The sequence below is a fragment of the Psychrobacter sp. Pi2-51 genome, from assembly GCF_904846665.1.
GTDB lineage: Bacteria > Pseudomonadota > Gammaproteobacteria > Pseudomonadales > Moraxellaceae > Psychrobacter > Psychrobacter glaciei.
The window spans coordinates 116595-136761 of record NZ_CAJHBP010000002.1; the positions used below are offsets into that span (position 1 = coordinate 116595).

General features: G+C 43.3%; 17 protein-coding genes and 1 riboswitch. Of the genes, 12 read left to right on the forward strand and 5 right to left on the reverse strand.

From position 1 onward, the window contains the following. Positions 1–233: 233 nt before the first annotated feature. From JMY08_RS01675 to JMY08_RS01685, 3 genes are all read left to right on the forward strand, one after another. The gene (locus JMY08_RS01675; protein WP_010200740.1) at positions 234–1346 is read left to right on the forward strand and encodes a hypothetical protein; all 1113 of its coding nucleotides are present in this window, start codon (positions 234–236) and stop codon (positions 1344–1346) included. Between the two features lie 212 nt (positions 1347–1558). Continuing rightward, positions 1559–2314, forward strand: a complete 756-nt coding sequence (locus tag JMY08_RS01680; protein ID WP_010200741.1) for an endonuclease/exonuclease/phosphatase family protein — start codon at positions 1559–1561, stop codon at positions 2312–2314. Between the two features lie 73 nt (positions 2315–2387). Beyond that, positions 2388–3383 (forward strand): NADP-dependent oxidoreductase, encoded by a 996-nt coding sequence (locus tag JMY08_RS01685; RefSeq protein WP_201589283.1) that lies wholly within the window; start codon positions 2388–2390, stop codon positions 3381–3383. On the opposite strand, the gene JMY08_RS01690 is transcribed toward JMY08_RS01685, so the two are convergent. Genes JMY08_RS01690 through JMY08_RS01700 form a run of 3 tightly spaced genes read right to left on the reverse strand, consistent with a single transcriptional unit; the run spans position 3380 to position 6852 of the window. Then, entirely contained in the window at positions 3380–3997 is a 618-nt protein-coding gene (locus tag JMY08_RS01690; RefSeq protein ID WP_194620599.1) for an alpha-ketoglutarate-dependent dioxygenase AlkB family protein, read from the reverse strand. The two genes, JMY08_RS01685 and JMY08_RS01690, sit on opposite strands and share 4 nt — an antisense overlap. Positions 3998–4008: 11 nt before the next feature. Beyond that, the gene (locus tag JMY08_RS01695) at positions 4009–4899 is read right to left on the reverse strand and encodes an alpha/beta fold hydrolase (RefSeq protein WP_201589286.1); all 891 of its coding nucleotides are present in this window, start codon (positions 4897–4899) and stop codon (positions 4009–4011) included. A gap of 39 nt (positions 4900–4938) precedes the next feature. Next, entirely contained in the window at positions 4939–6852 is a 1914-nt protein-coding gene (locus tag JMY08_RS01700; protein WP_189584125.1) for an ABC transporter ATP-binding protein, read from the reverse strand. Positions 6853–7209: 357 nt separating this feature from the next. Between JMY08_RS01700 and JMY08_RS01705 the strand changes: the two genes are divergently transcribed. The 4 genes from JMY08_RS01705 to JMY08_RS01720 all read left to right on the forward strand — a co-directional run bounded on the left by JMY08_RS01705 (position 7210) and on the right by JMY08_RS01720 (position 11485). Beyond that, positions 7210–8058, forward strand: a complete 849-nt coding sequence (locus tag JMY08_RS01705) for an EamA family transporter (RefSeq protein WP_201589288.1) — start codon at positions 7210–7212, stop codon at positions 8056–8058. A gap of 193 nt (positions 8059–8251) precedes the next feature. Next, the gene (locus JMY08_RS01710; RefSeq protein WP_201589291.1) at positions 8252–9142 is read left to right on the forward strand and encodes a fructose bisphosphate aldolase; all 891 of its coding nucleotides are present in this window, start codon (positions 8252–8254) and stop codon (positions 9140–9142) included. Positions 9143–9265: 123 nt separating this feature from the next. Continuing rightward, positions 9266–10333: a hypothetical protein gene (locus tag JMY08_RS01715; protein WP_201589294.1), complete on the forward strand. Its 1068-nt coding sequence runs from the start codon at positions 9266–9268 to the stop codon at positions 10331–10333. Positions 10334–10339: 6 nt separating this feature from the next. Then, positions 10340–11485, forward strand: coding sequence for a hypothetical protein (locus JMY08_RS01720; protein ID WP_201589309.1), 1146 nt, complete (start codon positions 10340–10342; stop codon positions 11483–11485). A gap of 62 nt (positions 11486–11547) precedes the next feature. On the opposite strand, the gene thiC is transcribed toward JMY08_RS01720, so the two are convergent. After that, positions 11548–13479, reverse strand: coding sequence for a phosphomethylpyrimidine synthase ThiC (thiC, locus tag JMY08_RS01725; RefSeq protein WP_227679562.1), 1932 nt, complete (start codon positions 13477–13479; stop codon positions 11548–11550). 248 nt (positions 13480–13727) lie between these two features. Continuing rightward, a riboswitch (TPP riboswitch) is annotated at positions 13728–13874 on the reverse strand. A 303-nt stretch (positions 13875–14177) separates the two neighbouring features. On the opposite strand from thiC, the gene pstS reads away from it, so the two are divergent. From pstS to phoU, 5 genes are all read left to right on the forward strand, one after another. After that, entirely contained in the window at positions 14178–15344 is a 1167-nt protein-coding gene (gene pstS, locus JMY08_RS01730; RefSeq protein ID WP_189583584.1) for a phosphate ABC transporter substrate-binding protein PstS, read from the forward strand. Between the two features lie 208 nt (positions 15345–15552). Next, positions 15553–16506, forward strand: coding sequence for a phosphate ABC transporter permease subunit PstC (gene pstC, locus JMY08_RS01735; protein ID WP_010200767.1), 954 nt, complete (start codon positions 15553–15555; stop codon positions 16504–16506). A gap of 76 nt (positions 16507–16582) precedes the next feature. Continuing rightward, complete coding sequence (pstA, locus tag JMY08_RS01740) at positions 16583–17491, forward strand: phosphate ABC transporter permease PstA (protein ID WP_413786665.1); 909 nt, start codon at positions 16583–16585, stop codon at positions 17489–17491. A gap of 78 nt (positions 17492–17569) precedes the next feature. Next, complete coding sequence (gene pstB / locus JMY08_RS01745) at positions 17570–18490, forward strand: phosphate ABC transporter ATP-binding protein PstB (protein ID WP_194620605.1); 921 nt, start codon at positions 17570–17572, stop codon at positions 18488–18490. A 283-nt stretch (positions 18491–18773) separates the two neighbouring features. After that, positions 18774–19556, forward strand: coding sequence for a phosphate signaling complex protein PhoU (gene phoU / locus JMY08_RS01750; protein WP_201589312.1), 783 nt, complete (start codon positions 18774–18776; stop codon positions 19554–19556). Between the two features lie 227 nt (positions 19557–19783). Here the strand turns inward: phoU and JMY08_RS01755 are convergent, their stop codons facing one another. Continuing rightward, positions 19784–20074 carry an oxidative damage protection protein gene (locus JMY08_RS01755; RefSeq protein ID WP_010200774.1) on the reverse strand — a complete coding sequence of 97 codons (291 nt, stop codon included), beginning with the start codon at positions 20072–20074 and terminating at the stop codon, positions 19784–19786. Between the last annotated feature and the right edge of the window lie 93 nt (positions 20075–20167).

The following is a 20167-nucleotide window of genomic DNA, read 5'->3' on the forward strand; positions in this document are numbered from 1 at the left end:
TAAATATGTTTAAATGAGATAAACCTGCCTTTTATAACAACATAGATTGTTCTACTTACAAAGCGCTATCATTTGCTTGCAAATTGACCCTACAGCAAGTGAGGTTTGACTGTTAGCATCAAGGGAATGGAATAAAAATATCAAACCCTATTGATAAACGATTTATAGAAAAAATGACTCATAGAAAAATTAACAACGTTGAAAGTAAATGATAATAAAACAAGGAGCAGTATATGAAAGCGACTCTTAAAAGTTTACGTGAAACTAAAGCCAATCCAGCGGTCAGTATCTTTGTTAAGACACATCGAGCGCATCCAGCCAATGAGCAAGATCCAATCGCTCTAAAAAACCAGCTAAAAGTCGTAGAAGATCGCTTAACTAAAGAATACGACAAGAGTACGTCGACAACTATCTTAGACAAGATTCATGCTAAGACCAGTGAGTTAAACCACAATTATAATCTTGATACCTTAGCCATATTTGCCAGTACTGACGATGTACAAGTGATCCGTATGCCCATCGATACCACAGAGCGGGTTGTGATTTCAGACAGTTTTGCCACTCGTGACCTAGTTCGTGATATGGCAAGTGCCGTTCACTACTATACAGTCGTGCTGACCCGTGATAAGGCTCGCCTGATCGAAGCATCAAATGATCGTGTCATCAGAGAGTTTGATAAAGATGACGATGCACAAAACAATATGGAAAGCATCGCATTCCCTGTCGAAAATAATGGTCTTCATACGACAAGCGATGGTGGCTCTGATCGTTCTGCAAGTAATGAAAGCAGCCATTTAAAAGAATATTTTAACCAAGTCGATAAGAGCGTACAAGAGCTGTGGGGCGAGCATAAAATGCCTCTTGTCATCGTTGGCGATGCCAAAAATATCGGTTACTACAAAGAAGTCTGTGATCGTCCAGAAAACATCATTGCCACGGTATCAAACGCCACCAATCTAGAAGATGGCAGTGCACAGCATATCGTCGATAGTGTACAAGAAGCGGTAGAAGAATATCGTACATCATTACATCATGCTGCTTTGGGCGAGATTGATAAAGCCCGCGGTGCCAACATGTTGCAGACGGATTTGCAGGAAGTATATCGTAGCGCGTTCCAAGGTGCTGGCGAGACCCTGTATGTACGCCGTGGCTATATACAATCTGCCAAAATTGATGAAAAAGCGCAGACTCTAAGTATTGCTAATGATGCTACCGCAGAAGGCGTCACTGATGATGCGATTGGCGAAATCATTGAGCATGTGATTCATAATGGTGGCGAGGCTGTGTTTATGCCGCAAGACATCATGGGTGAAGACCAACCGATTGCTCTAGTGACTCGTTACTGATTCAAAAAAACTGGCTATCAATGATGTTCATCGACGAATTCGCCATTGATAGCATATAGGTATAATATGAGAGCATTGGTTCGATAAGAATCAATGCTCCTTTTACATTGATGCACTTCTACATTACTAATTGACCACTCGTTTTTGATGATAAGTTTTTATGCAGTGCTATCAACTTTTACTATCTAAATACTGAGTTTATGACTGAATCTATGACTACCACCTCTTTTGTTCTAACCAGCTATAACATTCACAAAGGCATGTCGCCTATGAATCGCCAAGTGAAAATGCAAGGTATTGCCCATGCGCTTGAAGTCATAGAGTCCGATGTGCTGTGTTTGCAAGAGGTGCAAGGTCAAAACCTCAAGCGCAATATGCAATACAACGAATATCCTGACCAATCACAGCATGAGTGGTTTGGTGAGTATCTGCAGCTGCAAAATAGCTATGGCAAAAACTCAGAATATGAAAACGGTCATCATGGTAATGCCGTGCTCAGCCGATTCCCGTTAGATCCAAAACACAATGTCAATATTACCGTCAATAAGCTTGAGCAACGCGGCGTCTTACACTGTGAGGTACAGCCTATCGGTTGGGAGCGACCTGTCGTGGTATTGTGTGCGCACTTGAATTTGTTTGAGCGCGATCGTCTCAAGCAATATGAAGCCATTGCCAACTATGTGCGCAATGAGATTGCGCCTGACCAACCGCTTATTTTGGCAGGCGATTTTAACGATTGGAAAAAACTATCTTGTGATAAGTTGGCGTCTAGTCTCGGCATGACCGAAGCTTTCAAGCATTGTCACGGCAAGCTGTCGCCTACCTTTCCAGCCAAGCTGCCCGTCCTCAGCTTAGATCGTATTTATGTACGTAATCTAAGAATCAAGGATGCATGGGTACACACTGGAAAACCGTGGTCAACGCTATCCGATCATTTGCCCATCAGTGCTGAACTGATGTTGCCATAGCGCAAACCATCTACTGAAACGCAAACAATTGACTAAAAAATAAAATAATAGAAACCCACAAGGATGATGAACCATGTCTAATACTCAAATACCAATCACTCAACAGGCCGTACTTATTCGTGAGTTTGGCGAACCTGACGTTATGAATTATGAGGATAGTGTTGCTGTTCCTACTTTGGCGGATGAGCAAGTCTTAGTAAAAGTAGCCTACGCAGGCATTAACCCCGTTGATTACAAAACCCGTCAAGGCAAAGGGTGGGGCGCTGATAATATTCGTAAAGATAAATTTGATCATGATCAGCCAGCGATTTTAGGCTTTGATATGTCAGGAGAGGTGGTCAGTAGCAATAGCGATGAGTTTGCTGTTGGTGATAAAGTCGCCGCCTTGACTTTCAATGGTGGCTGCTATGCTGAGTATGTGGCAGTCGATGCCAAATTGCTTGCCAAAGTGCCAGAGTCAGTCACATTAGAGCAAGCAGGTGCGCTGCCTTGTATCGGACAAACGGCGCTACAATTTGTAGAGTTTGCTGATATCAAAAAAGGTGAGCATGTCGTCATAAATGCACCAGCAGGCGGCGTCGGTCATTTGTTGATCCAGTTGCTCATGAATAAAGTGTCGCAAGATAACATTAAGGTGACGGTAATTTGCTCGCCAGAAAAGTACGCCAAGCTCGATGCGTTAATAGACAAATCCAAGCTGACGAGCTGGATTGACTACACTAAAGAGGAGGCATTTCCTGACTTGCAAGCCGATGTGCTGCTTGACTTGGTCGGTGGGGATGCAGGGGTACGTGCGCTTGATGTACTCAAATCTGGTGGCCGCGTTAATGTGCTACCAACGATCTGGGTTGATAAGCTCGTCGATGCGGGTAGTCAAAAAAGCCTAAACGTGGCTGGTTATAAAGCGCAGCGGAGTGGGCAAGATATGGCAAGAGTGTTAGAACAAGTGGGCACTGGTAAGCTCAAATTACAAATTCAGCAGACGTATCCGTTATCTGAAGCCGTGGCAGCACATCGCGAGCTACAAAAAGGCGATACCTTTGGTAAGATTGTTCTAAAGGCAGACTAATCGGGCAGCATCTGCCGAAACGTAAGACTAATGCGCCCATCAGCGACTGATTTTGTCTTGGTGATGGTGTGCTTCCAGTAGGCTTGTGTATCGCCATGCATGACAATAAGCTGACCAGACTCAAGATAAAGCTCGACTTTATCTTGGGTTTTTTTATGCTTGAAGACAAATTTGCGCGTGGCACCGAGCGATAGGGCAGCGATAATTGGCTGATAGCCTAACTCTTTCTCGTCATCTGCATGATAGCCCATGCCATCGCTACCTGAGGGGTAATAATTCAACAGACAAGAATTAAAGTTAGCGACAATTCCAATATTTGCTAGTTGTTGTTCGACATACTGTTTCACATGAAACACTGTCTCTGACCATGGGATACTTTGGCGGGCATGTCCAGAGTAGTGATAGCTACTATTGTTTCCACCCATCCAAACGATTTGACGCGTGGTGACATGGGTCTTGCCAAACAAAGTGACAATGTCAGCATGCCAAGGCAGTTCGCTTAGTAAGAGGTCGTAAAGCTCACGGCTATTCTCAACAACGATGCCCAAATCATTGAGCGTCCCTTCATAAGGCAATAGGTTATCTACAGAACTAGGAGCAAATAAATCAGTCATAAGCTAAAATTTTAACGATTAAGATTCTGTAAGATAAATTTGGCACATCTCTCTGGTGCTTCTATAGGTAATAAATGTCCGTTCTCAGGCATGATAGTAAGCTGGTTAGCGGGCACAAATTTTTGCCAATTATTACGAACTTTATCGTTAATAAAAATAGTCGGCTTGCCAATGATAAGTTGGTAAGGCACCTTGGTTTTCGCCAGCTTCTTTAATGCACCGTCGATATAAGGAATGCCAAAATAATTTGCTATCTCTTGTTCGGGAGTGAATATAAATGCATAACTGCCATCGTCTTGTTGTATTAAGCTTTGTTCGGCAAACAGGTACAAGTGCTCATCAGAGATGCGTCGATAAGCGCTTTTTTCTCGTAGGTTTTTATAGAACTCATCTATATTTGCCCAAACCTTTTGCTTGGTTAAAGCGCTTTTAAAAGGTTGACGCTTAAGCTTAACGGAACGAGGTATCAGCTTATACAACAGCGCTTGCGATTTGGTAAAAGTTACCGGCTCAATCAAATACAACTCAGAGAATAGATCAGGGCGTTTAGCCGCTGCCATAGCGGTAGCGGTAGCGCCTTGTGAATGTCCAATGCCTATAACAGGACCATCTTGAGTCTGCTCTAAAAACTGAATAAGCAGATCGGCATCTTGCTCACGCGTTAATACACGGGCTTTTGGCTGGTCATACCAATAGCCGCGCATCGCGAGCGAGCTGATGTCAAAACCAGCAGCAAGCTCTGTCAACAGGGGCTTGTAGTTACCTACTGTAAAACCATTGCCACCATAAAAGTGCGCTTTAGGGCGTTTGGTTTTATTATTAGCCGATGTATTCAATGAGCTTAAATCATAATAGCGTGCCTTTTGACCACCGATATCGATACTGTTTGTGAATGCTTCCATAAAAGTAACACTGCCTTATGATTTATTATTCATCAATAATTAATTGTTTTCGCCTAAGAAGCCGCCACTTTGACGCTGCCATAAGCCAGCATACACCCCATTTAATGCCAATAGTTCATCGTGGCTGCCTTGCTCGATAATCTGACCTTTATCCATGACCACCAGTCTATCGAGTGCGGCAATCGTAGAGAGACGATGGGCAATGGCAATAACTGTTTTGCCCGTCATAATATCATTCAAGCTTTCAGTAATGGCAAATTCAATCTCAGAGTCGAGTGCACTTGTCGCTTCATCTAAGAGTAAAATCGGCGCATTTTTTAGCATGACACGTGAGATGGCAATACGCTGACGCTGGCCGCCAGATAGTTTAACCCCGCGCTCACCCACTTGTGTATCCAGACCAGTGTTGCCTTTATCATCATATAAATCTTTGATGAATTCCCAAGCCTGTGCTTGCTCAGTGGCAAGGATGATTTCTTCATCGCTGGCATCAGGGCGACCATAGGCGATGTTTTCACGGACAGTACGATGGAGCAGCGAGGTGTCTTGGGTGACCATGCCGATTTGTTGACGCAAGGACTCTTGAGTAACTTCGTCAATCGCTTGTCCATCGATGTAGATTTTACCTTTATCCACATCAAAAAAGCGCAATAATAAATTCACTAAGGTTGATTTACCAGCACCTGAGCGACCCACCAAACCAATCTTTTCACCCGGTTTAATATCTAGATGGAAGCCATCAAGTAGTTTGACTTGTGAATGGGTAAGGGCTGTTCCGGCAGTATTAACCTCGTCAATGCGCTCGCCTTCGATATCATCGTTTTCACTTTCATAACTAAAGTCAACATGATCAAAGACGATATGGCCATCAGTCACTTTTAGCGTAGCAGCGTTAGGTGTATCAACGATAGTCTGCGGTGCAGATAGTGTACGCATACCGTCCTGAGCGGTACCAATGCTTTCAAATAAGCTGGCTGTTTGCCACATAATCCACTGCGTTAAACCATTGAGTCGCAAAGCCATCGCTGTGGCTGCGGCAACAGCACCAACGCCGATGTCGCCTTGCTGCCATAAATAGATGCCAATCCCAGCCGTACTACTCACTAAAATGACACTAATCAGATGGGTTGAGACCTCTAAATAGCTGACCCAACGCATTTGTGCATGAACCGTTCCTAAGAACTGACCCATGGCGTTCTTGGCATAACCCAGCTCACGGCGTGAATGGCTGAACAATTTGACAGTCATGATATTGGCGTAAGCGTCAGTGATTCGGCCAACCATCAACGCACGGGCATCAGCCTGTACGATAGCCGTCCGTTTAAGCTTGGGAATAAAGAAGCGCAACGCAATGCCAACCAGGACAAACCAGATAACAAATGGGATGAGCAATAAGCTGTCTAAGTTAAATAAGATAACACCAGTCGTAATAAAATACACGATCACGTACATAAACATGTCAGTGACCGTCATCACCGTATCGCGTACGGCTAGAGCCGTCTGCATCACCTTAGCAGAAACGCGACCAGAGAACTCATCTTGATAAAACTGCATCGACTGTCCGAGCATGTGCTGATGAAAACGCCAGCGCATTTGCATCGGAAACACGCCTTGAATCGACTGAAAATGAATAAACGAAGATAAGGCAATCCAAAAGGGACTCAATAGCATGACCGCTAGCATCAAAAGGAGCATATCACCTTTTTCAGCCCACAGCGTTTGCGGTGTATAGATACCCAGCCAGTCGACGATATTACCAATCCAAGCAAACAGCATCGCTTCATAAATGCCGATACCAGCCGACAAAATCATAAAAAAGAGTAGCCAGCCACGCAAACCTTTGGTACATGCCCATAAAAACTTCATCAGCCCGTCACGAGGTGAGGGCAATGGCATAGGCGTATCAGGAAAGGCGGGTAGGCGGTTTTCAAAAAAGCGAAATAGAGCATTCATAGGCAAGGGTAGAACATCAATAGCAATACGCCAAGACAAACGCTGGCAAGCATTGTCTTGAACATTTATTTGTGTGAATAGGAAGTTACGCTATTTTAACAAAACTTCGTAATCACGCCTGCATGCTAATTGTAAATTGACAATCAATAGCGGCCTACGTTTATTACTTGTTAGCAAAAGCATTATAAATAGATTGCTGCATAAAACATATTTTGTTACATTCTATGGTTTTGTTGAACAGAAGATATGGCTTAGGGCCTGTTCTCATTTTTGGCTAATTTAGTCGCTTCCGTTTAGGGCGTGTTTGAGTAAACGAATAATAAATACACAAAATTGTAGCTTAAAAGGTAGACGTTCATGATGTATTTAATCATCGCGGTACTATGTAGTGTCGCTGTGTCAGTACTTTTAAAAATATTACGTCAACGAAATATTGATATCCGTCAGACTATCGTCGCCGGTTACCCAGTAGCGTTCTTACTCACTTGGTTTTTATTGAAGCCAGACATCAGCGGACTTAGTCTGTTAGGAAGCGCGTGGGGGATTATCATAGCGCTTGGCGTATTGCTGCCTGCCGTATTTATCATTCTTGGGCGCGCGATTGCAGCGGTTGGCATGGTGGCAACCGATGCCGCCCAACGTTTATCACTCATCATTCCTATCGTTGCTGCTTTTTTATTATTCGGTGAGGTGCTGACTGGTACGCGTATATTTGGTTTGGCGTTAGGGTTTTTAGCTCTCGGCGCTCTGGTTTATCGTCCACAGCAGGGCGGCATGGACAAACAGGCGCGCCAAACGCCGCTTTGGTTATTTGGCGTCTGGGCAGGCTATGGCATTATTGATATTCTATTCAAGCAAGTTGCCAAGCAAGGGTCCGCCTTTCCGCTAACCTTATTTATCAGTTTCGGGCTGGCGGGCTTGTTGTTATTAATCTATCTGCTCATCACTCGTGTGCGCTGGCAGGGCAATGCCCTCATGGCAGGAGTACTGTTGGGTGCGTTGAATATGGGTAATATTTACGCTTATGTACGTGCACATCAAGTATTGTCTGAGTCACCAAGCATTGTGTTTACTGGTATGAATGTGGGTGTCATCGCAGTGGCAACTATCATCGGCGTTGGCGTATTTAAAGAGCGGCTCAATCGCATCAATATAGTAGGCTTGGTATTAGCAATTTGCTGTGTGGCAGTACTGTTTTTAGCTTAGGGCACACCCTAATAATTTAGCCCAAATCCATAAACATCGTTACGATTTATAAAGTCGTTAACTTATCAGATATAGGCACGCAGGGCATCCTATGATAAGGTTGCTTAAAAATAGCAAGGCTGATATAAGCTGATAAAAAGCGATTTGCTTTGAGACACTTGACCTCAATGAATAACAATAGGATGCACACTCAATGGAATACCAGAAGCAATTACAGCGTATAAAAAATGGTTCAGGCTTCATCGCGGCGCTTGACCAAAGTGGAGGCAGTACGCCAAAAGCACTCGAAAATTATGGCGTGAGCAGCGACGATTATGACAATGATGATGCCATGTTTGATCTCGTACATGAGATGCGAGCCCGTATCATCACTTGTGAGTCTTTTGATAATGAGCGCGTGCTTGGGGCGATTTTATTCGAAGATACCATGGAGCGCGAAGTTGATGGTAAGTCGACAGCTAACTATCTGTGGGAAAACAAAAATATCGTGCCATTTCTTAAGGTTGATAAAGGTCTGGCTGAACAGATGAACGGCGTGCAAGTCATGCGCCCGATACCTGATTTAGATACGCTATTGGACAAAGCCAAAAACTATCCAGTATTTGGTACCAAGATGCGTTCAGTGATTTATGAGCCCAATGTCGATGGTATCGAGCTAGTCGTGCAGCAGCAATTTGATGTCGCCAAGCAAATCATCTCAAAAGGCCTGATGCCAATCGTCGAGCCAGAAGTAAATATTGATGGCACTAAAAAACATGATTGTGAGCTGATACTTAAAACCAGTTTGTTGCATAATCTGGATCGCCTAAATGACGATCATCAAGTCATGCTGAAATTGACCTTGCCAGAGGAAGCGGGTTTTTATCAAGAACTGATTGATCATCCAAAAGTGCTAAAAGTGGTGGCTTTATCGGGTGGCTATAGCCGGAGCGATGCTTGTGCTAAGCTAAAACAAAACCCAGGTATGATTGCGAGCTTCTCACGTGCCTTTACTGAAGGTTTAAGTAAGCAGCAAAGCAATGAGGAATTTTCTGAAACCATTAATAACTCAATTGAAGATATCTTTGAGGCGTCAAAGGTTTAAGCAATAGCTATTCAAAATAAAATTTATAATCCCAGTAAACTTTATGTTTGCTGGGATTTTTTTATAGCATTTACAATATAAAGAAATTAAACTTATGTTTGTCATAAAGTTATTGGAGCAGTTGTGCCTCGTTTTGTGGTTTTAAGTTTACTAATACTAAGCTGTAGTGCAGTCGTTCAGGCTATGGAGCCTGTAGGTTATTCAGGCACTTGGGCAAGTGCTGCTTATTTTAATAATGCCATTGATGTTATATCAGAGACAGTTAATATCGATATTACAGATGATGCTAATAATGCTGGTTATAAAGTGAGCTATAAGCTGTATAACAATCGTGAAGGGCTTCAATTCCCATTGGTTTTTGAAGTATTTGATGAATTTGGACAAAGTAATGAGTTCGAAATTACTGTTGATGGTCAATCGGTGCCTGTTGTAACGGTTACTGAAGATAATAACGGGCTTGAGACCTCTGACTTCTATATACCAGCCAATACTGATTTAGAGCAATTCAGAGCAGATTCAAAGTATATCAATCTGGATTTGTCGTCAGGGTTGCATACTATTACAGCTATTTATGACGTACAGCCGCATTATTATGGCAGTGATTGGACTGGGATAAGCACTTACTCTTATTCGTTAGTGCCGATGAAGGAGAGCGTCAGTGATGATAAGCAGTTTAAAGGGTCATTTGTTAAGCTAAATTTCAATGGTAGTTTAGACTATATCAGTATGGGTATCGATGGCACGAAGAATACTTTACCTTCTAATAACCAATGGCATTTCAAAGATAATCTAACAAAAGAGATTGATTTTATTATTCAAGCACCTCTGAATCCTGTGGCAAAAGTTTTGACGGCTGTTTCGCCATTCATAACTATAAGTTTCGCGCTATTTGTATTGGGTGGACTGCATTTACGTATGATGAAACGTAGACAGCAAGCCCAGCCCGAAACCCTTTGGACAGCCATGCTCGCAGGTGGTTTCCTAGTGCCTCTGCTTAGCCTGATAATTTATTACCTCTATCTACTGGTGACAGATATGATCATTGGTCAAGGCGCAACAGGAGAGAGTCGTGATTTGTTCTTTATATGGGTTTTGCCGTTAGGCTATATAGTATTGACACCCGTTTATCTGGTCATTAGTTTTGTGGCTTTTATGATGGTTAAACAGACGGTTACTAAAACAGTAAAGTAATTATAGTTGAAGGCTGTAAATAGCTTTGTGATTCGCGAACAGCTAGCTGACGAGCCATTTGAGAGAATATTAATGCGTAGGATCATTTTAGGATTGCTTTTATTAAATACTAGCATGTTTAGCTATGCCAATATGGCGTCTCCCATTATCGACGGTACTAATGCCAGTACGGCATATTCAAGCAAAGATATCGATATATTGTCTGAAAACATAGATATCAATATTGCTGAAGGTTTTAATCAAGCTGACTATGATGTCACTTACGAAATTTATAGCGCTAAAGAAGGCGATCGAATACCTTTGGTTTTTGAGGTGTTCGATAACATAGGTAATGATACAGACAAAAGCTTTATAGTCGAAGTCGATGGGCAAGCGGTACCAGTACTTATCAATTATGATTATGAAAGTCAGTCAAAATCATTGCCTGCTTATCATGATCCAGAAACGGATACGGCTGTACAGTTCAATAATGACGCTAAATACTTTGAGATAAACTTAAGCGAAGGCAATCATGTCATTAATGTTAAATATTCTGCTCATCCTACAATAGACCGTAGTAATTGGACCAATCAGTATATTTATAACTATTCATTAAAACCTGCCAAAACTTGGAAAAGCTTTGGTAATTTAACCGTTACTCTAAAGATTGCTGATGAGTCGCAATACTTAAAGACTAATCTTGGTAAGCCTTTAGGTGGAGCACTACAAGCTGATTCGAAGTGGGTCTTTGATCATATTCCTAACGATGTTTTAGAAATATCTTACCGACAGCCACCAAGTTCTTTGGCTCAATGGCTGATTGATTTAGATGGAAGAGTAGTGTTTTTAGTATCAATAATGTTATTTGGTTTTATGCATTATAGATCGTTGCGTTCGAGTCACAAAAAGCACTCTAAACAAGCAAAAGCAATCCTTTGGTCGGGAGTGTTCATTGTGCCTCTCATAGCATTAATGATAGTTTTCTATAAAATTTACTTTATAGACTGGTTACTAGGCGAGCATGCCAGCGGGTATCATGGATATACACTTTTGATTGTTGTCTTCGGCTATCCATTGGTTTTGCCTTTTTATATGTTAATAATGAAAATATGTGATTCTTATTTGAAACGGGTTTTTTTACAATCCTCACGAGTAGGTACAAAAAAAGCTTAAACCCAGAATAACTGAGTTCAAGCTTTTTTATGCAAAAATAAAGGTGAGCTAATTAACTCAGCCTATGCCTCTTTACTCTTAAGTCCTGCCGCATAATCTCGCACGTTCTGAGTGATTTTCATCGAACAGAATTTTGGCCCACACATCGAGCAAAAGTGCGCTGTCTTATGCGCGTCTTTCGGCAGCGTTTCGTCGTGATATTCACGCGCCGTATCTGGATCGAGTGCTAGATTGAACTGATCATCCCAGCGGAATTCAAAACGCGCTTTAGATAACGCATTGTCACGTGCTTGTGCACCTGGATGACCTTTGGCCAAATCAGCAGCATGGGCGGCAATTTTATAAGTGATGATGCCGTCTTTGACATCCTTTTTATTAGGCAGACCCAAGTGTTCTTTTGGCGTGACATAACAAAGCATCGCAGTGCCGAACCAACCAATCATTGCCGCTCCTATGGCACTAGTAATATGGTCATAACCCGGTGCAATATCAGTCGTTAATGGCCCCAATGTATAAAATGGTGCGTCCGCACACAGCTCAAGCTGCAAATCCATATTTTCTTTGATACGGTTCATCGCGACGTGACCTGGTCCTTCAACCATGACCTGCACATCATGCTCCCATGCCACTTTGGTCAGCTCACCCAAGGTTTTGAGTTCGCTAAATTGCGCTTCATCATTGGCATCTTGTAAACAACCCGGACGTAGGCCATCACCCAAACTAAAGGCGACATCGTAGGCTTTCATAATCTCGCAGATATCTTCAAAGTGCGTGTATAAAAAGCTCTCTTGTTGGTGCACCATGCACCACTGCGCCATGATAGAGCCGCCGCGTGACACAATGCCTGTTAGGCGTCCGGCAGTCATTGGCACATAATCCAGCAGCACACCTGCGTGAATGGTGAAATAATCAACGCCTTGCTCTGCTTGTTCAATTAAGGTGTCGCGGAATATCTCCCACGTTAAATCTTCAGCCACGCCATCGACTTTTTCTAGCGCTTGATAAATGGGTACGGTACCAATCGGCACTGGTGAGTTACGAATCAGCCATTCGCGGGTTTCGTGAATATGATTGCCGGTGGACAAATCCATGATGTTATCCGCGCCCCAACGTGTGGCCCACGTCATTTTCGAGACTTCTTCATCGATAGAGGAGCCGAGTGCTGAGTTACCGATATTGGCGTTGATTTTTACCAAAAAATTACGCCCGATAATCATCGGCTCAGATTCAGGGTGGTTGATGTTGTTGGGAATGATGGCACGTCCAGCGGCCACTTCACTACGCACAAACTCAGGCGTGATAACCGTCGGCGTATTAGCACCAAAGCTCTCTCCATCATGTTGGCGTATGTCCGTCAAGTCATGCTGCTTTTGGGTTTCGCGAATGGCGATATATTCCATTTCAGGCGTAATAATGCCGCGACGTGCGTAGTACATTTGCGTGACGTTGCCTGTCTTGCCATCAACATCTTTGGCACGGCGCGGTTTATCAATGTGAGCAAATCGTAAGTTGGCAGTGCTGATATCACGCGCGCGCGTTTGTCCATACTGACTTGATAGACCTGTTAACTGCTCGGTATCTCCGCGCTCGTTTATCCAGCCTTCACGTAGTTTTGGCAGACCTTTGGTGAGGTCGATGGTGGCATTGGGGTCAGTATAAACACCTGAGGTGTCATAGACATAAAACGGTGGGTTCTGCTCCCATTCGTTCTCAGAAACGCCTTGCACAGGGGTAGGATCAAGCGTTATTTCGCGCATCGGTACTTGAATATCGGGTCTTGAGCCTTCGATATAAATTTTACGGGAGGCGGGCAAGATACGGTGCAAGTCGCGGGCATCTTCTTCAAAGCGCGCGTCTGTTTGATGGCGATGGGCAGGGGTTTTTAGGGCATCTGCTTTTTTATCCGCTTTGCTGGCAGTCGCGTTGAGCGAAGCATTGGCTGGGATATGAGTTTGAGCAGCTTTTGTGTTCGAGGTAATGTCTGAAATAGTCATATGCTGTCCTAGCGTGTTGGTCTAATAGTATAGGCAACACCGCCAGAATCTGCGGGGGTAAGCATATATGATACGGACAAATTCAATCGTAAAAAAACCTGCTAGCGCTATCAAACCTAAACGTAGTCAGTGATCTTTCGCTGATTGAGGGACGGAACTTATTATTAACGCTATCCATCAGCACAAAAAATACTGGTAGAGGTTGGCGATAATAAAAAGGCATTTCTGCACGCCCTTTGTACTTGTATAACATAGGCTTAAGACTTCCCTGCGTCGGTACTAACCGCATCAGGTTCGGCGGGTGATCTCTCAGCGAATGTATTAAAAGGCGGTTACTTTAATAAAGCGAATTTAATAAAGCCAGTCTTTAACACACCGCACCCCGAGTCTGTCAGTGTTGTGAATCTTATTCATACTAACAAAATTCTGCACCAACGGCTAATAGTATTTGGCTAAGCATATAACAACTTAAGATGGCGTCTGATGGTTTCTATGAATATGGTTGCATCAGGTTGTTATATATAAATTATTGATATAATTTGTATTTATTGAAAATATAGCAGTGCTACCTGAATATTATGTAAAGCGAATGAAAGATTGTGACAACTGTCATCAAACTGTCATAAAGATTTGGCAAGATAGCACGCATATCACAAACAATGCTTTTTCATATCGTTGTTAAACTTCAGGAGTCCTACATGCGTTATTCGTTATTAGCAGTAGCCGTTAGTTGTACATTAATGCTCACGGCATGTAATAAATCAACCGACACGGCAGAGCCCACTGCTGATACTAGCAGTAGCGCTGTTACCACGGCTGAGTCAACTTCTCAAACAGCCTCTTCTGCTACCACAGGTTTTAAATCTGCTGAAAATATCGCCATGAATATCACGGGTGCAGGTGCGTCATTCCCGCAGCCTATCTATGCCAAATGGTCTTATGACTACAATGGGGCAACTGGTGGCCAAGTCAACTATCAATCTATTGGCTCATCTGGCGGTATCAAGCAAATCCAATCAAAAACCGTTGATTTTGGTGCCTCTGATGCACCGATGACGCCTGAAGAGCTTGAAGAGTCTGGCCTTATTCAGTTTCCGACAGTTATCGGTGGCGTTGTGCCAATCGTCAACATCGACGGTATAGAGCCGGGCGCATTGAAGCTAGACGGTACGACCTTGGCAGATATCTATTTGGGTAAAATCAGTAAATGGAATGACCCAGCTATCAAAGCTATGAACCCAGATTTGACCTTGCCAGACGCGGCAATCACGACGGTATTCCGCTCAGATGGTTCAGGTACGACTTTTAACTTTACTGATTATCTGGCCAAAGTCTCACCAGATTGGAAAGACACGGTTGGTGTTGATAAAACCGTTAAATGGCCGACCTCTGCGACCGGTGCAGGCGGTAAAGGTAACGAAGGCGTATCAAGCTACGTTAACCGTATGAAAAACTCTATCGGCTATGTTGAGTATGCATACGCTAAGCAAAACAAGATGTCACATACGGCATTGAAAAATGCAGCTGGCAACATCGTGCAACCATCAGCTGAGACCTTTGCTGCGGCAGGTGATATTGATTGGTCACAACAAGAAGGCTTTTATAAAGTCATCACCAACTCTGAGACTGACCAAGCATGGCCTATCGCTGCTGCCACCTTTATCTTAGTACATAAGCAACCAGAGAATCCTCAGCAAGTCGCTGGCGTGTTGAACTTCTTTGACTGGGCTTATAGCCAAGGTGATGATGACGCTATGGCACTAGACTACGTACCATTCTCTGACACGGCAGTGGCCTTGTTCAAAGCAAAATGGAACGACGTAAAAGGTAGCGATGGACAGCCTGTCTATAAACCTGCTCAGTAATTCGATAGTCATTATTTAATAACGATCGAATTACCCTTTCAAACAACTATTCTCCGGTAGTTGTTTGAAAGGTTTTATCACAGCGAATTTAATCGCAAAGCCAATGATATTTATAGCTTCTGATACTCATATCTGCTGAGTTTGTTGTGATAAAACTTGATAAACACGCTCATTTTTTAATCTTATCCTATTGAATGCTGAGACACTTATGACAGACTTAAGGTCCCAACTGGCTAAACAAAAACGTTACGATGCTTTATTCGTCAACTCCACCAAAGCATTTGCCATACTGGTATTGATGTCTCTAGGTGGTATTTTAGTGTCGTTAATTGTCGGGGCTTGGCCAAGTATTCAAGAGTTTGGTCTAGGTTTTTATACCAGCAATAACTGGGACACGGTCGCCAATGAATACGGCGCACTTGCACCCATCTATGGCACCTTAGTGACCTCGTTTATCGCCATTTTGATAGCCGTGCCAGTGAGCTTTGGCATTGCCATATTTTTGACCGAAATGTGTCCTGCTTTTCTAAAAAAACCACTTGGTATCGCCATTGAGCTATTGGCTGGTATCCCCTCTATCATTTATGGTATGTGGGGTTTGTTCGTCTTCGCGCCATTCTTTGGTGATCACATCCAGCCATGGTTTATTGAACACGTCGGCCCTTTACCGATTATCGGTAAACTGTTTGAAGGCGCACCGATGGGACTGGGTATGTTCACAGCGTCCTTGGTGCTTGCCATCATGATTATTCCCTTTATCGCTGCCACCATGCGCGATGTTTTTTCCGTCGTGCCAGACTTATTAAAAGAATCAGCCTATGGCATGGGCGCGACGACTTGGGAAGTCATGTTCAAGATTATTTTGCCGTATACCAAAGCTGGTGTGGTTGGTGGTGTTATTTTAGGGCTGGGTCGCGCATTGGGCGAGACCATGGCGGTGACTTTCTTGATTGGTAATGCCTTTAATATCAGTCCAAGCCTGTTTACCTCTGGGGTTACGATTACCTCAGCGCTGGCCAATGAGTTCGCCGAAGCGTCTAGTGAGCTGCATCTGGCATCTTTGTTACATTTAGGCTTAATCTTATTTGTGATTACTTTCATTGTGCTGTCCATAGCGAAGCTCATGCTCATGCGCATGGATCATAAAGCAGGCAATCGCTAAGCCAACGTTGTATCAGCACGATAGAGATTAATGTTGTCTAAAAAGATTATCTAAAAAGATATGGGAAACGAATGTTATGCCTAATCAAGCTATCAGAGCTACTACCGAATTACCGATGAAGACAGGCTTTGAGGCACGTTATAACAAAAGCCTTTATAACAAGCGTCGTCGTCTGAATAAGCTTGGATTGGGCTTTGCGTTGTCGGCGATGGCATTTGGCTTATTTTGGCTATTATGGATTTTACTGACCCTGTTCGTTGAAGGTTTTCAAGGATTGGTACAGTTGCCAGTATTTACGGCTGATACCCCGCCACCGATGAGTGCAGGTGGCCTACGCAACGCCATTGTCGGATCAATCATGTTGGCGTTTTCAGGATTGTTTATCGGTGCCCCGATTGGGCTGATGACCGGTATTTATTTGTCAGAATTTTCTCAAGGCAGTATGCTAGGCAAGGTAACTCGTTTTTTAAACGATATTCTGCTATCAGCACCCTCGATTGTGATTGGTCTCTTTATTTATGCGCTGATGGTCAAAGGCAATAACTTTTCTGGTTGGGCAGGCGCATTGGCGTTGGCATTAATCGTGATACCTGTCGTCGTACGTACCACAGAAAATATGCTCAACTTAGTGCCCAATAGCATCCGTGAAGCGGCCTATGCCTTGGGCACACCAAAGTGGCAACTGGTAACCAAAGTCACGATCAAAGCTGCCAAAGCCGGACTGACCACAGGCGTATTGTTAGCCTTTGCCAGAATCACTGGTGAGACTGCGCCATTACTATTCACCGCGCTGAACAATCAATACTTTAGTACTGATATGGGTAAGCCCATTGCCAACTTGCCCAACACCATTTATCAGTTTGCCATGAGTCCTTATGACAATTGGCATACCTTGGCATGGTCAGCGGCATTACTGATTACCTTGTCTGTATTGATACTGAATATTTTGGCGCGGTTTATTGGCAACCGTGGTCACAGCAAATAACAGCTACTAAAAAATCAGGCCTCGTCGATTTTTACTTAAATTTATATCACTTTTCATTGAGTTAGGTTGGATAATATTATGAATGATGTCATCAATAAAGCGCCTAAAAAAACGGCGGTTAAAAAGTCTCATATCACCGAAGACAATCTATTAACCAACCCTTTATCGACCAGTGCACAAATGGCTCAGCCAGATGCCGCAAGCTTTAACAAGCAAACACTGCATGATATTCCACAAAATATGCCGCCTGCAAAATTGGAAGTTCGAGATCTGAATTTTTATTACGATGATTTCCAAGCATTAAAAAATATCAATATTGATATCCCTGATAAAAAAGTGACCGCGTTTATTGGCCCATCAGGTTGCGGAAAATCAACGCTGCTGCGTACCTTTAATCGTATGTATGATCTGTATCCAGGCATGCGGGCAGAAGGTAATATCAATATTGACGGTGCAAATATTTTAGACAAAGACGTCGATGTTAATTTGCTACGCGCACGAGTCGGTATGGTTTTTCAAAAACCGACGCCATTCCCAATGTCGATTTACGACAATGTGGCGTTTGGTGTGCGTCTTTATGAAAAATTAAGCAAAGCTGAGCTGGATAATCGAGTGGAATGGGCACTGAAAAAATCAGCATTATGGCCTGAGGTTAAAGACAAGCTTAAAGCCTCTGGACTGTCATTGTCCGGTGGACAGCAGCAACGCTTATGTATAGCGCGTAGTGTCGCCACCAAGCCGGAGGTATTGTTACTCGATGAGCCAACTTCCGCGCTTGATCCTATCTCTACCGGTGCTATTGAAGCGCTGATTGAAGATCTCAAAAATGACTACACCATCGCTATCGTCACGCATAACATGCAGCAAGCGGCACGGGTGTCAGACTATACGGTCTATATGTATTTAGGCGATATGATCGAGATGGGCGAGACGGATCAGATATTTACCAAACCGGCGCAAAAAGCGACGGAAGATTATATTACGGGTCGTTATGGCTAAGCGCATTGATGATTAAGTTGGGCGACGCTTAGCGTCAGCCGTCAGTCGCTTTTCATTAAGTGATAATGTCAGTCATTACGCTGATGGTTATGTACTGATCATTAAGCACTGATAATAAGACGCTGATAACAAGCAAATAGGATGAGCACTTATTGTGAGCAATCATTCGAAGTTTTTGACATTGACCGAGGTATATCGGCAGATCGGTTTTGAGCACTCAAACAATGTGCCCTTTAATAGGCACACGGTGTCATCGAAACCCAGATTTCAGGGAATACGTTCTATGCAAAATGACAAGCATATCTCTAAAAGTTTTGACCAAGATCTTGATGAAGCGATTCGACTGTTTCTACACATGGGTGATAGCGCGGCCAATCAAGTCGCCAAGGCAATCCATGCATTAACCGATAAAAACCAAGCGCTGGCACAAGAAGTGATTGATATGGATTTTGATATCAATCGTATGGAAGTCGATTTGGACGAACATATTTTATTATTGGTTGCCAAACGTCAGCCAGCTGCCAGTGATTTGCGTTTGGTCATGGCCATCAGCAAAGGCGTGGTCGATTTAGAGCGCATCGGTGATGAAGCGGTGAAAATCGCCCAGATGACAATCAAAATTATCGCGCAAGGTAAGACTGAGTATGGGTATGCGGAAGTCCAGCATTTGAGCAACCAAGTTCGGCTGATGGTACATAATGCGCTGGAAGCTTTTAGCCAATCGAACGCCGAGCAAGCTTTTGAAGTCATGCGTAATGATAAAGTGGTCAATGATGAGTATCAGTCGGCCATTCGCGCCTTGATGACTTATATCATGGAGGACTCGCGCTATGTCTCAAAAGTCATGAATATTATGTGGGTGCTGCGTGCGCTTGAGCGTATCGGTGATCATGCGCAGAATGTGGCAGAGCTGGTTATTAATTATATCAGCGGTCAGGACGTGCGTCATTCAGACTATGCTGAGGTCGAAAAAGCGGTGCAAGAAGCCAACGATCGAATGGCTGCACGCCAAGCAAGCGTAACATCCGTTACCGATGCTGGCGCAGCAAACAAGACTGAGGATTGATAGGGTATTTAACACGCTTTATAGTCGATGTAGTCTAAAAAGAACATAGCGCTACTGGGATGAATTTTACTTGCGTGCTGCGTTCCCAGAGGCTGTGCAAAATTTATAACAGTAGCGCGTTTAAATTTATATAACAGTTTTATTTTCAACTGACTATAATCTATAAATAAAAAACGCGCTATATTATTTATATAGCGCGTTTTTTTATAGCAGAAAATCACAAATAATTAGCTTTCTGGCGTCCAACCTTGCGCGCGCTCATAATCTTCATTGTCTAAAAACTTATCACGTTGCTCGGTTAAAAACTGCTTGGCTTTAGGATCCATCATGCTTAGATGATTTTCGTTAATCAGCATGGTTTGGTGCTCAATCCATTCTTTCCATGCTTTGTCAGAGACCGTTTCTTGCAGCTCTTGACCTTTTTTATTAGGAAAAGGAGGATGTGGCATCTTTGGCAATTCTTGCTGATATTTGCGGCAAAATACCGTATTGGCTTGTGGATTAAAACTCTCAGTCATGAGGCAGTCCTTATTGTATTATTAAATCGAATATTAGGGTCTGTTGAACATTCAAATATTAGGACTGCTGATCGCTAAAATCGCATCAAACTA

What these genes read in the sequence shown, in the direction of transcription:
- pstA (WP_413786665.1), top strand. Translation starts at nt 16,583, where the DNA reads ATGCCTAATCAAGCTATCAGAGCTACTACCGAATTACCGATGAAGACA.
- JMY08_RS01755 (WP_010200774.1), bottom strand. Translation starts at nt 20,074, where the DNA reads ATGACTGAGAGTTTTAATCCACAAGCCAATACGGTATTTTGCCGCAAA.
- pstS (WP_189583584.1), top strand. Translation starts at nt 14,178, where the DNA reads ATGCGTTATTCGTTATTAGCAGTAGCCGTTAGTTGTACATTAATGCTC.
- phoU (WP_201589312.1), top strand. Translation starts at nt 18,774, where the DNA reads ATGCAAAATGACAAGCATATCTCTAAAAGTTTTGACCAAGATCTTGAT.
- thiC (WP_227679562.1), bottom strand. Translation starts at nt 13,479, where the DNA reads ATGACTATTTCAGACATTACCTCGAACACAAAAGCTGCTCAAACTCAT.
- JMY08_RS01690 (WP_194620599.1), bottom strand. Translation starts at nt 3,997, where the DNA reads ATGACTGATTTATTTGCTCCTAGTTCTGTAGATAACCTATTGCCTTAT.
- JMY08_RS01695 (WP_201589286.1), bottom strand. Translation starts at nt 4,899, where the DNA reads ATGGAAGCATTCACAAACAGTATCGATATCGGTGGTCAAAAGGCACGC.
- JMY08_RS01685 (WP_201589283.1), top strand. Translation starts at nt 2,388, where the DNA reads ATGTCTAATACTCAAATACCAATCACTCAACAGGCCGTACTTATTCGT.
- JMY08_RS01675 (WP_010200740.1), top strand. Translation starts at nt 234, where the DNA reads ATGAAAGCGACTCTTAAAAGTTTACGTGAAACTAAAGCCAATCCAGCG.
- JMY08_RS01700 (WP_189584125.1), bottom strand. Translation starts at nt 6,852, where the DNA reads ATGAATGCTCTATTTCGCTTTTTTGAAAACCGCCTACCCGCCTTTCCT.
- JMY08_RS01680 (WP_010200741.1), top strand. Translation starts at nt 1,559, where the DNA reads ATGACTACCACCTCTTTTGTTCTAACCAGCTATAACATTCACAAAGGC.
- JMY08_RS01705 (WP_201589288.1), top strand. Translation starts at nt 7,210, where the DNA reads ATGATGTATTTAATCATCGCGGTACTATGTAGTGTCGCTGTGTCAGTA.
- pstC (WP_010200767.1), top strand. Translation starts at nt 15,553, where the DNA reads ATGACAGACTTAAGGTCCCAACTGGCTAAACAAAAACGTTACGATGCT.
- pstB (WP_194620605.1), top strand. Translation starts at nt 17,570, where the DNA reads ATGAATGATGTCATCAATAAAGCGCCTAAAAAAACGGCGGTTAAAAAG.
- JMY08_RS01710 (WP_201589291.1), top strand. Translation starts at nt 8,252, where the DNA reads ATGGAATACCAGAAGCAATTACAGCGTATAAAAAATGGTTCAGGCTTC.